At 63.9% G+C, this 12,731-nt stretch carries 10 protein-coding genes and 1 riboswitch; of the genes, 5 read left to right on the top strand and 5 right to left on the bottom strand.

Annotation, left to right across the window (positions count from 1 at the left end):
* Positions 1-112 precede the first annotated feature (112 nt).
* Complete coding sequence (locus ABEA18_RS03035; RefSeq protein WP_345447855.1) at positions 113-2,773, bottom strand: exo-alpha-sialidase; 2,661 nt, start codon at positions 2,771-2,773, stop codon at positions 113-115.
* A gap of 283 nt (positions 2,774-3,056) precedes the next feature.
* On the opposite strand from ABEA18_RS03035, the gene ABEA18_RS03040 reads away from it, so the two are divergent.
* The gene (locus ABEA18_RS03040; protein ID WP_345447856.1) at positions 3,057-5,045 is read left to right on the top strand and encodes an APC family permease; all 1,989 of its coding nucleotides are present in this window, start codon (positions 3,057-3,059) and stop codon (positions 5,043-5,045) included.
* 65 nt (positions 5,046-5,110) lie between these two features.
* Here ABEA18_RS03040 and ABEA18_RS03045 read toward each other — a convergent pair whose 3' ends face one another.
* From ABEA18_RS03045 to ABEA18_RS03055, 3 genes are all read right to left on the bottom strand, one after another.
* The gene (locus ABEA18_RS03045) at positions 5,111-5,452 is read right to left on the bottom strand and encodes a P-II family nitrogen regulator (protein ID WP_345447857.1); all 342 of its coding nucleotides are present in this window, start codon (positions 5,450-5,452) and stop codon (positions 5,111-5,113) included.
* Positions 5,449-6,864 (bottom strand): ammonium transporter, encoded by a 1,416-nt coding sequence (locus ABEA18_RS03050; protein ID WP_236815871.1) that lies wholly within the window; start codon positions 6,862-6,864, stop codon positions 5,449-5,451. Before ABEA18_RS03050 ends, ABEA18_RS03045 begins: the two co-directional genes overlap by 4 nt.
* Positions 6,865-7,134: 270 nt before the next feature.
* Positions 7,135-7,710: a helix-turn-helix domain-containing protein gene (locus ABEA18_RS03055; RefSeq protein ID WP_059388136.1), complete on the bottom strand. Its 576-nt coding sequence runs from the start codon at positions 7,708-7,710 to the stop codon at positions 7,135-7,137.
* 303 nt (positions 7,711-8,013) lie between these two features.
* Between ABEA18_RS03055 and ABEA18_RS03060 the strand changes: the two genes are divergently transcribed.
* Together ABEA18_RS03060 and ABEA18_RS03065 are read left to right on the top strand one after the other, a co-directional pair.
* On the top strand, positions 8,014-9,546 hold the full coding sequence (locus ABEA18_RS03060; RefSeq protein ID WP_345447858.1) for a sodium:solute symporter family protein: 1,533 nt from the start codon (positions 8,014-8,016) through the stop codon (positions 9,544-9,546).
* Positions 9,547-9,629: 83 nt separating this feature from the next.
* A riboswitch (SAM riboswitch) is annotated at positions 9,630-9,749 on the top strand.
* 14 nt (positions 9,750-9,763) lie between these two features.
* Positions 9,764-10,078 carry a hypothetical protein gene (locus tag ABEA18_RS03065; RefSeq protein WP_345447859.1) on the top strand — a complete coding sequence of 105 codons (315 nt, stop codon included), beginning with the start codon at positions 9,764-9,766 and terminating at the stop codon, positions 10,076-10,078.
* A gap of 37 nt (positions 10,079-10,115) precedes the next feature.
* Here ABEA18_RS03065 and ABEA18_RS03070 read toward each other — a convergent pair whose 3' ends face one another.
* The gene (locus ABEA18_RS03070; RefSeq protein ID WP_345447860.1) at positions 10,116-10,304 is read right to left on the bottom strand and encodes a hypothetical protein; all 189 of its coding nucleotides are present in this window, start codon (positions 10,302-10,304) and stop codon (positions 10,116-10,118) included.
* A gap of 265 nt (positions 10,305-10,569) precedes the next feature.
* Between ABEA18_RS03070 and ABEA18_RS03075 the strand changes: the two genes are divergently transcribed.
* Complete coding sequence (locus ABEA18_RS03075; RefSeq protein ID WP_345447861.1) at positions 10,570-11,757, top strand: VIT1/CCC1 transporter family protein; 1,188 nt, start codon at positions 10,570-10,572, stop codon at positions 11,755-11,757.
* 124 nt (positions 11,758-11,881) lie between these two features.
* A complete protein-coding gene (locus ABEA18_RS03080) occupies positions 11,882-12,724 on the top strand; it encodes a matrixin family metalloprotease (RefSeq protein ID WP_425550468.1) in 843 nt (280 codons plus the stop codon).
* Positions 12,725-12,731: the final 7 nt, after the last annotated feature.

The following is a 12,731-nucleotide window of genomic DNA, read 5'->3' on the forward strand; positions in this document are numbered from 1 at the left end:
CCTTATATGCATCACTTGTTTACATGAACAAATCCGCCAAAGTCCCCCACAACAAGCTGGGCCGGGCTCCCCGGCGCCCGGCCCAGCTTGTCACTTCATGTCCCCTTCCGGGCTATTTGCTCCCGAAGGGCGTCACTTGGAAGTCTCCGAATGACACTTGACGGCCTTCCGAGTCCAGCACAACGAGGCTGTCCATTCCGTTTTTCACATCGTTGGGGAGAACGAAGGAAAGGGTGTTCTGCTGTGTTGGGAAGAACCAACCCAGACGGTAGCTCCGCTTGTTCAGGTAGACGTAGTACCACTGGCCATACTCGACGTTGTGGACCGTCACGGTCTGTCCAGTGCGGTATTTGTCCGTTCCGAGCCCCAAGTCCAGCGGCGGATTCGTGCCGATAAGATCCTGGGAAGCCAAGGCAGGCTCCGAGCCGGGCATTGCGGGCTTGACCTTCAGCGCGAGCGCTTGCCTGGCCAATTGAAGGGACGCAACCTTGGCGCCGTTGCCGGCACTGACCGGGATGGTCATCGCCGGGAGTTGCTTGGCCGCGATGTCGGCGTCGGTCAGCGTGTAGGTGGAGGTGAGGTTGACCGACTCACCCACGGCAAGGGTTGGCTTGGACAGCCCAATGGCTGCAGCCGAAAGGTTCGTCAACGCCACATTGCCACTGTTGGTGACCGTGTAGGCAAAAGTCACCGTATCGCCCGGACCGGCGAACCCGTCTCCGTCCACATCGTTGAACGTGGACACCACCGATCCGCTCAACTGGGGATTGCGGACGAGGAGGTCCACCTCGTCGCCCGTAACGGTGTAGTTCTGGGTGGCAGCCCCACTCCCCGTTACCTGCCAGACGGTGCTGGGGACGAAGAATCCCTGGGCCACTTCGTCTGCCGTCACGGTGTGCTGCGGGGTGCCGCAGAGGTAATTGCCCCACACGCCAAGGGCGCTGAACCGGCAATTGCCCGAGCCTGGCGGCAGGAACGGTTGGAAGTTGCCGGACTGCGGGACAACGGATTCCGTGACGTTGCCGGTGCTGTACACCCGGAACTTGTACGGCACCGCGCTGCCCACGGCGTACGGCTTGGTTGCCAGGTCCCTCCCGGCGTCATTGCGGGTGCCGAAAATGTAGGCGCCCACCACGTTGCTGGCAGAACCACCCGAAACCGTCACTGAGACGGGTGCGGTAACCGATGACGCACCGACGTTCAACCTTGCGGTCAGGGGCACCGCACCTGCCTTGGCGTACGACGGCGCAGCGACAGTCAGCTGGACAGTCGCCGAGGCACCCGGATCCAAGGAGGCGAGCTGCGCCGTCGTCGACGTCCAATCCTGCAGGGCGTCGAGGCTGACGGTCGAAGCGGGAAGCGGCGAACTGTCCTTGTTGGTGACGGTCACGCTGAGCTGCGTGCTGCCACCGTTCGTGACGGTGGCGGCACCGGAAACAACGACGGCGGCAACCGGATTAAGCCAGGCCGTATCGAATTTCCCGAAGGTGATGGTGTTGCTGTCACCTTCGTACAGGACGCCGAAAGTACCGTCCGACAGGGCGCTCACGGTGGAGTAGGACATGCTTCCGGGCTTGAAGACGCGCGACGAGCCCCACGTCTTGCCGTCGTCAGCGGAGTAACGGATGGTGCCGTCCACCCGCGCGCCGCCGGCGGTTGGAGTGGGCGAATTGGAGAACAGCAGCTTCTTGGCATCGGCCGATCCGGCATCAGCGTCCGGATACATCCTCGTGATGGAGCCGTTGTTGCGCGGATCCGGGAGCTGCGTTTCGGCAACCGGCGTGCTGTACGTGACACCGCCGTCGGAGGAATATGCCACCTTGCGGAAGTGCGGATTGGCGCCGGTGCTGTCCCGCGAGTTCAACATGACACGGCCGTCGGAGAGTTCCACGGTCTTGTTTTCGTCCATGCCTGTACCCGTGGGCGTACCCATATTCCACGTCTTGCCGTGGTCATCGGAGTAGACGCTGTAGGCCTGGATCTGGCGGCTTCCATCAGGCTGGACAACGGTTCCGGCAAATTGCTGGATGAGCCTTCCGGCGTGCGCTCCGTACTTGAGCTGAATGCCCTCGCCGGACGAGGCGAACATGCTGACCACGCCGCCGACATTGGGAACGCCGTTGACGGTGCTGCCGTTTGGCTTGACGGTACCGGTGACGAGCGGACCTCCGAACCCGGCGTAGGCCGAACCCGCAGGATAGCTGGACGGCACCGGCAGGGTGGGCTGATTGGCCGGATCTGTGGACCAGGTGAGTCCGCGGTCGGTGGAGACGGACACTTGCGAGCTGATCACGTTGGGGTCGGAATCGTCGTTGCCGAGCACACTGCCCGCGAATCCCTGGTTCTTGGAGTAGACGTGGAAGTTGAATACCGTCCCGGTGACCTTATCCACGACGTAGCTGGGGTCGCTGAAACCGTATTTCTGCACGCCCGCTGAGCCCACCTGTCCCCGGGCGATGAAGGTGGGACTGCCCCACGTCTTTCCGCCGTCGGTGCTGCGCCGCTGGACGATGGAGTTGGCAGAAGGAGAATCGCCCCCATCGGGACGGCCGTCGTAGGAAGCCAGGAGGACTCCGTCGCCCAAATCCGCGAGCGCGACGATTCGGTAGTACTTGCCCAGGACGGGATCGATGGCGTTGTCACCGTTGGAAGCGAGGACCTGCTCGGCGTAGTTTCCCGGAGGATTGGACGGAACGTTGGGACTCGGGAACGGATCCAACGCAGCATAGGCGGGCAAGACGGTTGACGTCACGAGAACTGCGGCGGCTGCCATGGAGACGGCAAGTCTGCCCCGGCTCCATCCCGACCGCCTCCTGACCCTGTCACTGAGTAGCGGGTTATTCATGCGTAGACCTTTCGAATTTTGGTCACATCCAACATAGGACGTTCTATATGCTACGTGATGTCACTCACATGCCAAGTGCTTGAATGCGTCCTTCCAGGAAGTGACCCGCCTCACATGCGGCGTAAAGATTCCATAAAGACGGGCATCCGGCCCCCGCCCCACCCGTACGCTCCATCTGGAGCAGCTTCCACGCTGCGCGCGAAAGGACCATGTGACAACGCTGACCAGGCCACCTGCCGAACCCTCTGACAGGCCCAAACCCGCGGGCGACATCAAACAGGGGCAATTCAAGCGATGGTTGCTCGACGGAATGCCAGAGACGTCCGGAAAGCGCCAAGGTCCGCACGGCAAACCGGACCAGGACCACACGCCGCAGGCCTGGTGGAAAGTCATGTGCCTCACCGGCGTCGACTACTTCTCCACCCTCGGCTACCAGCCCGCCATTGCGGCGCTCGCGGCCGGTATCGTCTCGCCGCTCGCCACGATCGTCCTGGTCGCCGTCACCTTGCTCGGCGCGCTGCCGGTCTACCGCCGGGTCGCCGCCGAAAGCGCACGCGGCGAAGGCTCCATCGCGATGCTCGAGCGGCTCCTCCCCCGCTGGGGCGGCAAACTCTTCGTCCTCGCCTTGCTGGGATTCGCCGCCACGGACTTCATGATCACCATGACCCTCTCCGCCGCCGATGCGAGCGCCCACGCCATCGAAAACCCCTTCGCCCCGGAATGGCTCCACGGCCAGGAAATCACTATCACCCTGGCGCTCATCGCCGGACTTGGTGTGGTGTTCCTCAGGGGATTCAAGGAGGCCATCAACGTCGCCGTCGTGTTGGTGGGCGTCTATCTGGTGCTGAACGCCGTCGTCGTCGCGGTCGGCTTGGCGCACGTGGTGACCGAGGCGCATGTCGTGACCGATTGGTGGGCAGCGCTGAACCAGCAGCACGGAAACCCTTTGATCATGGTGGGCATCGCCCTCCTGGTCTTCCCCAAACTTGCCCTGGGCCTCTCAGGGTTCGAGACCGGCGTCGCGGTCATGCCACAGATTAAGGGCACCCCGGGCGACACGGAGGAAAATCCCGCGGGCCGCATCCGCGGCACCCACAAACTGCTCACGACGGCGGCACTCATCATGAGTGCCTTCCTAGTGGCTTCGAGTTTCATCACCACGTTCCTGATTCCGGCCGCCGAATTCCAGCCGGGAGGGAAGGCGGACGGGCGAGCCCTCGCATTCCTTGCGCACCAGTTCTTGGGTGACGGCTTCGGCACGGTCTATGACATCAGCACCATTGCCATCCTGTGGTTTGCGGGCGCCTCTGCCATGGCCGGCTTGCTGAACCTCGTGCCGCGCTATTTGCCGCGCTTCGGCATGGCCCCCGCGTGGACCAAAGCCGTCCGCCCGCTGGTCCTGGTCTTCACCGCAGTTGGATTCATCATCACGTTGGTCTTCGAGGCAAACGTGGAGGCCCAAGGCGGCGCCTACGCCACCGGCGTCCTGGTCCTCATGACCTCGGCTTCGATCGCAGTGACCCTGTCCGCCCGCCGGAAGAAGCAGAAGGCCAAGACCATCGCTTTCGGTGCGGTGGCGGTCGTCTTCGCCTACACCACCGTGGCCAATGTGGTGGAACGCCCTGACGGCATCAGGATCGCGGCCCTGTTCATTCTTGGCATTGTCCTGGTGAGCTTCGCGTCTCGTATACGCCGGTCCTTCGAGCTGCGGGCTACGCACATCAAGATGGACCAGATGGCACTCGAGTTCACGGCCGCCAACGAGGAAGGGCCCATCCGGATCATCGCGCACGAGCCCAAGCGGCTGAGTGCCGACCGGTACCAGTTGAAGCTGCAGCATGCGCAGCAGGCCAACCACTTGCCGATAGACAGCGACGCGATCTTCATCGAGATCATCGTGGATGACAGTTCCGACTTCGAGCAGGAACTCTTTGTGGAAGGCAAGGTCCGGCACGGCTTCAAGATCCTGGAGATCCACAGCAACAACGTGCCCAACACCCTGGCCGCGGTGCTCCTCCACATCCGGGACGTCACGGGACTTATGCCGCATATCTATTTCCGCTGGACCGAAGGCAACCCCATCGCCAACCTGAGCAAGTTCCTTTTCTTCGGCGAAGGCGAGATCGCCCCGGTAACCCGCGAAGTGCTGCGCGAAGCCGAACCGGACATCACGCGCAGGCCCTGGGTGCACGTGGGCTGAGCATGGCAGTGTGGGTGCCGCTCCTCATGGAGCGGCACCCACACAGTTTTTTCCAGCCGATCGCCCTAGCTGATCGCAGACGCGCCGCGCTCCCCTGTCCGGACTCGCACCGCCTGGGAAACCTCGATGGTCCAGATCTTGCCGTCCCCGAATTGGCCGGTACTGGCGCCGGAGATGATGGCGTCCACTATTCCGTCCACCAGCTCGTCCGTCGCCAGGACCTCCACCCGGATTTTGGGAAGGAGATCGGAGTTGTATTCCGCGCCCCGGTACACCTCGATGTAGCCCCGTTGTTGGCCATATCCGTTCGCTTGGCTCACGGTCATCCCGTTGACTCCAAAGCGTTCCAGGGCTTCCCGGACCTCGTCGATCCGCTCCGGCCTCACGATGGCCGTAACCAGTTTCACGTCGACGCCTTGCTGCGCATCCGATCTGTTTTCCCGTTAGAGCTAGCTTCCGGTTCGCCGCTGGAACCCGACGGAGTTTTGCCGTTCTGTGGTTCTCCGGGATTGAAGGATCCGCCGACCATGGCCAACTCGTAGGCGGTTTCCGCGTGCTCCGTGATGTCGATGCCCGCCAGCTCTTCGTGCTCCTTGACGCGCATGCCCACAGTCTTGTGGATGGCCAGCCCGATGAGCGTCGTCATGATCGCCGTCCACGCGGTGACCACCAGCGCCGTCAATATTTGGGGCCAGAACTGGGTCAGGCCGCCGCCGTAGAAAAGGCCGCCTTCAGTCTTTGCCGAGGGTACGGCGAAGAATCCGAGGGACAGGGTCCCCCACAGGCCGCCGACAAAGTGGACGGCAACAACGTCCAAGGAATCATCCAGGCCGATCTTGAACTTCAATCCGATGGCCAGCGCGCAGACGGCACCTGCGATGACGCCGATGACGATCGCGCCAATCGGATCCACGAATCCACAGGCCGGGGTGACTGCCACCAAGCCCGCGACGGCGCCGGATGCGGCGCCGAGGGACGTCGCGTGGCCGTCGCGGAGCCTTTCGACAAGCAGCCAACCGAGGAGCGCTGCGCTTGTGGCCAGGAGGGTGTTTGTCCAGGCGAGCGCGGCGATTCCATCAGCGGCCAGTTCCGAACCGGCGTTGAAGCCGAACCAGCCGAACCACAGCAGGCCAGCCCCGAGCATCACGAAGGGGAGGTTGTGCGGCCGGATGTTGGGATCTTTCATGAATCCGAGCCGTTTGCCGAGCACGACTGCCAGCATCAGCCCGGCCATGCCCGCATTCATGTGGACGACGGTGCCACCGGCAAAGTCGAGGGCTGAGATCTTGCTGCCGATGATCCCGGTGGAACCGAAGAGCCCGCCGCCCCAGACCCAGTGGGCGATGGGAGCGTAGACGATGGTGACCCAAAGGCCGGCAAACAGCAGCCATGGGCCAAACCTGACACGTTCAGCCACAGCGCCGCTGATCAGCGCGACCGTGATGATGGCGAACGTGGCTTGGAATCCTATGAAGACCATGTCCGGTAGCCCGGGGGCTTTCCCGCCAATGACGCTGGCCAGTCCGCTGAGTCCGAAGTTCGCGAAGGGATCTCCGATGAAGCCGCCCAGGGTATCCGGGCCGAACGCGAGTCCGTAGCCCCACAGGGCCCAGACCACCGCGACCACGCCGATGGCACCGAAGCTCATCATCATGATGTTGAGGACGGACTTCATCCTGACTAGGCCGCCGTAGAAGAACGCCAAGCCTGGCGTCATGAGAAGGACGAGGGCGGAAGCTGCAAGCATCCAGGCTGTTGCGCCGGGATCGAGGGTCTGGGGGTTCACATCCAGCCCTACGCTGAAGAATACTGGGTTCATTTCGGGAGCCTTCCTGCATATACGGCGCTCCATGGCGCCCGCACGGCGAGACCATTTTTAAAACGAACAGGTCCTGGTACCCCACGGGTTACCGACCTTGACAAGTTGCGTTGACTCGAACGTACCGTCGCCCTGTTTCAGCATTCGGCACCGTTCATTTCAGGCACGTAACACCAAAGACCCAAGGGTTAAATCCTGAAGTCAGTCATATTTCAGGCGTGTTACACGCCGCGTGTCGGCCTCGTACGGCGGTTGGGCAAGGCGCCAGTGTCAGCGGCTGGCTGCCGGCACCAGGATCCAGAGCACCTCGACGGGCTCGTCCGTCGGATTGACCCAGGTGTGAGGCTCGCGGCCCGGGAAGGACAGCGTGTCTCCCTCTTCGAGCTCGTACTCCTCGTTGGTGAGGATCAATTTGATCCGGCCCTTGACGACGTGCAGGACATCGACGTCACAATCGACGGCGTAAAGCTCGGCTTCTCCGCGGCCGCGTGGCTCGATGGAGGCCTGCAGGATCTGCAACCGCCGTTCCGATCGGGCAGTCAGCAGCCGCTCCACGATTCCCTGGCCACCGAGCGAAATCCGCGGCCCGTCGTCGCGCCGGGTCAGGTGCGTCTCCGGTGCGGCGAAAAGGTCTCCAATGGACACTGAAAGAACTTGGCAAAGGGTCACAAGGGAAGCGACCGACGGCGATGTCAGGTCACGCTCCACACGGCTCAGGAACCCCTTGGTGAGGCCAGTGGCGTCGGCAACCTGCTCGATGGTGAGCCGCTGCGATTGGCGGGCGGCACGGATTCTGGAACCGATGGCAACGGGGACATTGCTCGGTTCAACGGGGAGAGCCTTCATTCACGAACCTTTCAGGCCGTTTATGCGGCCCTGTCATTGCAGCAATAGTAGCCGGATCGCCCGCGTGGCAGGGCCTTTGGCTAGCCGGGGGGCCGCCGATGAGTCCGCTGTGCAAGACAGCGCCTTGACTGTTACTCGCATCACTACGTATCCTCATAGGCAACAAGTGTTGCTTGTGAGGCACACATCACAGGCTACTCTCCCCAATCACCAGCGCAGAGACCTTCCGCAACCCCGCACGAACCCCCGCGGACCGGCGTCGGATTCCCCCAGAGCTCTGCGCATCACTTTCAGGAGCCAACCGTGGACTCTTCGTTCATCAATATTGCGATCGTGGTGGTGTATTTGCTCGCCATGCTGGCCTTCGGCTGGTGGGGCAAGTCGCGCACCAAGAACAACAGCGACTTCCTGGTGGCAGGACGCCGCCTCGGTCCGATGCTCTACACCGGCACCATGGCCGCAGTCGTCCTTGGGGGCGCATCGACGGTTGGCGGCGTCGGTCTCGGCTACAAGTTCGGCGTCTCCGGCATGTGGCTGGTGGTCGCGATCGGTTCTGGCGTGCTCCTCCTGAGCCTGCTTTTCGCCGGTACTATCCAGCGGCTGAAGATCTACACGGTCTCCCAGATGCTGAGCCTGCGATACGGCCAGCGCGCCACGCAAACCTCCGGCATCGTTATGCTGGCCTACACCCTCATGCTGTGCGCCACGTCCACTGGCGCTTACGCCACCATCTTCGTTGTCCTTTTCGGCTGGGAGCGCTGGCTTGCCATCGCCGTCGGCGGCGCCATCGTCCTCGTGTACTCCACGATCGGCGGTATGTGGTCCATCACCCTCGCCGACCAGGTGCAGTTCATCATCAAGACAGTGGGCATCTTCTTCCTCATGCTCCCGTTCGTCCTCAACGCTGCAGGCGGCTTCGACGGCATCCGAGCCCGCGTTGACGCCAGCTTCTTCCAGTTGGACGGCATCGGAGCGCAGACCATCATCACCTACTTCGTGGTCTACACCCTGGGCCTGCTGATCGGCCAGGACATCTGGCAGCGCGTCTTCACCGCCAAGACCCCCAAGGTGGCCCGTTGGGGCGGCGCCACTGCCGGCATCTACTGCGTCCTGTACGGCGTCGCCGGAGCTGTGATCGGCCTTGCCGCCCGCGTGGCCCTGCCCAATATCGACGTAAAGGCCCTTGGCAAGGACGTTGTCTACGCCGAGGTAGCCACCCACATCCTGCCGATCGGCATCGGCGGCCTCGTCATGGCCGCGGCAGTCGCGGCCATGATGTCCACCGCTTCCGGTGCCCTCATCGCCGCAGCCACCGTTGCCCGCGCCGACGTAGTCCCGTTCGTGGCCAGCTGGTTCGGCAAGACAATCAACACCGACGACACCGAGAACCCCGAGCACGACGTCAAGGCCAACCGGTATTGGGTCCTTGGCCTGGGCATCGTGGCCGTGTTGATCTCCATGGCGGCGCAAGACGTCGTGGTGGCCCTGACCATCGCCTACGACATCCTCGTGGGTGGACTCCTCGTTGCCATCCTGGGTGGCCTGGTCTGGAAGCGCGGCACCGGTATTGCCGCGGCCTGGTCCATGGCGGTCGGATCCGTACTGACGCTGGGCCTGCTGATCGCCTACGCCACGGGAATCATCCCCAGCGAAGACGGCGTCTACGCCAACGATCCCATCTACTGGGGCCTCGGAGCCTCGCTGCTGGTGTACGTTGTGGTCTCCCTGCTGACGCCTCCCACCGAACCCGCGGTCCGCGAGGCATGGGACCGCCGCGTTGCCGGAGCGGCCGTGGAGGAACTCCCCTTGGAAGCCCACCCGGTGGCCAGCCACTAAACTTCACAGAATCAAGTACGACGGCGGCGCCGCACCTTCTCCTTGAGGGCGCGGTGCCGCTGCCGCATGTACAGTAGGAAGAGCTTCAAGAGATGTGGTGCCAAGCTCCGACTTGCCACACGCCAACCCCATGTTCACGGGTGGTTCGGATGAAGAAGCGGCCCGGCTCGGACCAGAGACAACCGAACGGGCAAGAGCAACTCCACGGGAGAAGGCCATGCCTTTCGAAAACGGCGCCGCCGCCGACCGCACCACCCAGTCCGGCACCCTATTGTTGCCCCGGCCCCGGCGGGTGGACGAGTTCGTCCGGGTGATTCCCGGCGTCGACCTGTCCCAAGGCTCCATCACGTTCGTGGTGGACGGGAACTTGGAACGCTATTGGCATCATGAGCCGCGGCTCATCACCGAAGCACTTTCGAGAGCGGTGCAACCCGCCCGCTGGTTCCCGGCGACACGGAAACTCACCCTCACAGTGGCGGCAACCGGGCACCGGGCAGGCGTGCAGAAGCACTTCATCCTGAGCGCGTTTTAGCTACCGGGGCTTAGCAAGTCGGTTCAGCGAGCCGGGGCTATTCGATATCTTCAGCATCACGGTGTTCGTCGGCATCGAGGGCAACCGGCCGCTCGTCGTCGTCGAGAACCTCGGATTGGTCCTCCCAGTCCTCGTCCACCGCCAGGTCCTCGTTGTAGTCATAGGCGGGATCGGCCTCGACCGTGGGACGGTCGGGGTGGCGGGCGTGGGTCTCGGTGCTGTCCATGGTGCAACCTCCGTTCGACGTGCCGCTGAGCCCATCGCACAGGCATAGGAGGCAGCCGTCCAGCGCTACCCCGCCAATTCGTGGACCCTGTCCATCCATCCCAGCACTGCCCCTTGCCGCGGTCAAGGCTTCCCGGGAGCCTCCTGTTTTTGAGGCTGACCTAAATTCTCCAGTGAGGATTACCGGCCGAAAAGCCGCGGAAATTGGCGATAGAGTGGAGCCGCAATGAGGCGATGAAGCCCGCCCCAGCAACCCAGGAGTCCCGGTGCACCCGCACGCAGATCCACAGAACCCGACAGATCCAGACAACTCGCATTCACACAATCCGCAGGACTCAAGCAGTCCATCGCAAGACGTAGCTGCCCCCAAGACTCCCCCGTCGTCGTCGGACATCAAGCGCTGGCGGCAGTACTTGGCGGATGAGCGAGCCGAGGCCGCCGTTTACCGCCAACTGGCGCAGCGCCGAGACGGCGAGGAACGCGAAATCCTTTTGGCCCTCGCAGAGGCTGAAGGCCGCCACGAGGCACACTGGCTCAAGCTCCTCGGCGAACATGCCGGCATGCCGAAGGCGGCCTCGGTCCGGAGCCAAATGCTCGGCTTCCTGGCCCGGAACTTTGGATCGGTGTTCGTGTTGGCCCTCGCCCAACGGGCTGAAGGCCGCTCGCCTTACGCGAAGGATCCAGCAGCGACCCGCGCCATGGCGGCTGACGAACAGATCCACGAAGAAGTAGTCCGTGGCCTGGCGACACGCGGCCGCAACAGGTTGTCAGGCACGTTCCGCGCCGCCGTATTCGGCGCCAATGATGGCCTGGTCAGCAACCTTTCCCTCGTGATGGGCATGGCGGCCACCGGCGTTCCCGCCACCGTGGTCCTGTTCAGCGGTATCGCCGGCCTGCTGGCGGGCGCACTGTCCATGGGTGCCGGCGAGTATGTCTCGGTCCGCTCGCAACTCGAGCTCCTCAAGGCCACCCGCCCCACCCAGGCCACGCTGAGGGCCGCCCCGGCCCTGGACATTGAGCACAATGAGCTGGTCCTTGTGTATCTGGCCCGGGGCATGTCCCGCGAAGCTGCCGAACACCGGGCCGCCGAACGCATGGGCCTCTACAGCTGCGATTGCGATCCCAGCCTCTCGCTGCACCCCGAAGTGGAAGAAACCGTCAACGAGCACGAGGCCGTAGGCTCCGCCTGGGGCGCCGCGATCTCAAGCTTCTGCTTCTTCGGTTCGGGCGCCATCGTGCCCATCCTGCCGTTCATCTTCGGCATGACGGGCTTCGCGGCGCTTGCTGTGGCCGGTACGCTGGTGGGCATCGCGCTTCTGTCGACCGGCGCCGTCGTCGGCTTGTTGTCCGGAACCTCGCCGCTGACCCGCGGCCTCCGGCAGCTGGCCATCGGGCTCGGTGCGGCCGCGGCAACGTATGGGCTGGGACTCGTCTTCGGCGCAGTCATCGGTTAGTAGCGCCGGCCCGATGGGGCGCCGGCGCACGGACTTGGGGGAAGACTTGCATTCAAATTACGGGTACGACGGCGGCCCGCCGCCCAAGCGCCCCAGTACCGCTCTGGCGCTATTCCGAAACTTGATGGTGGTGGCGGTCGTCGCCGCCGTGGCCGTGCTCGTCAGTGGATTCCTCCGGGGCGACCCCGGCATCACCGGCTTGCTTCCGAACCTTGGCCCCTCCGCCCATGCCACGGCAAGCACCCCCGGGCAGGACGGGGCTCCCGGGCAGGCGCCCCAAAAAGCGGCCCGCGCGCCGGATACCCCGCCGCCTGGACTGGAGGAAGCCGGGCACCCGCTCGGCTCCCCCGCGAAGCCTGCCGTGGCCAGCAGCTCCTACAAGTTCCTGGCCACCAACGCCGACGGCACCCCCGTGGGCTACTCTCCGTGCCGGCCGCTGCACTACGTAGTCAACGCAGCCCTCGCCCCGGCCGGATCCGAGGGGCTCATCGCCGACGCCATCGCCAAGATCGCCGCCGCCACCGGCCTCAAATTCGTTGACGACGGCCCCAGCACGGAAAACCCCTCCGAGAAGCGCAAGCCCTACCAGCCCGCGCTCTACGGAGATCGTTGGGCGCCCATGCTGATTTCCTGGACCACTCCCGAAGCGGCTCCGGCGTTGGCAGGAACCGTCATCGGAACCGGCGGCAGCACCATGTACAGCTTCGGCACCGGGCCTAAGAGCTACGTCTCGGGAAGCCTGGACCTCGACGCCCCGCAAATCACGGAACTGCTGGGCGTCCCCGGGGGCGCCCATTACGTCTCCGCCGTGATTCAACACGAACTTGGCCACGTGGTGGGCCTTGACCACATAGAGGACCCCATCCAGCTCATGTACCCCGAGATCGGCGCCCCCGATGGTTTGGCAGCCGGAGACCTGAACGGGCTCTACAAACTCCACACCGCCCCGTGCCGGAGCGATCTGTAGCCCAGTC

This window comes from Arthrobacter gyeryongensis (assembly GCF_039543785.1).
GTDB lineage: Bacteria > Actinomycetota > Actinomycetes > Actinomycetales > Micrococcaceae > Arthrobacter > Arthrobacter gyeryongensis.

Bases quoted from the DNA above. Each gene is read 5' to 3' on its own strand.
- ABEA18_RS03035 (WP_345447855.1), bottom strand. From the start codon at position 2,773: ATGGCAGCCGCCGCAGTTCTCGTGACGTCAACCGTCTTGCCCGCCTAT.
- ABEA18_RS03050 (WP_236815871.1), bottom strand. From the start codon at position 6,864: ATGAACCCAGTATTCTTCAGCGTAGGGCTGGATGTGAACCCCCAGACC.
- ABEA18_RS03055 (WP_059388136.1), bottom strand. From the start codon at position 7,710: ATGAAGGCTCTCCCCGTTGAACCGAGCAATGTCCCCGTTGCCATCGGT.
- ABEA18_RS03065 (WP_345447859.1), top strand. From the start codon at position 9,764: ATGCCTTTCGAAAACGGCGCCGCCGCCGACCGCACCACCCAGTCCGGC.
- ABEA18_RS03070 (WP_345447860.1), bottom strand. From the start codon at position 10,304: ATGGACAGCACCGAGACCCACGCCCGCCACCCCGACCGTCCCACGGTC.
- ABEA18_RS03080 (WP_425550468.1), top strand. From the start codon at position 11,882: ATGGTGGTGGCGGTCGTCGCCGCCGTGGCCGTGCTCGTCAGTGGATTC.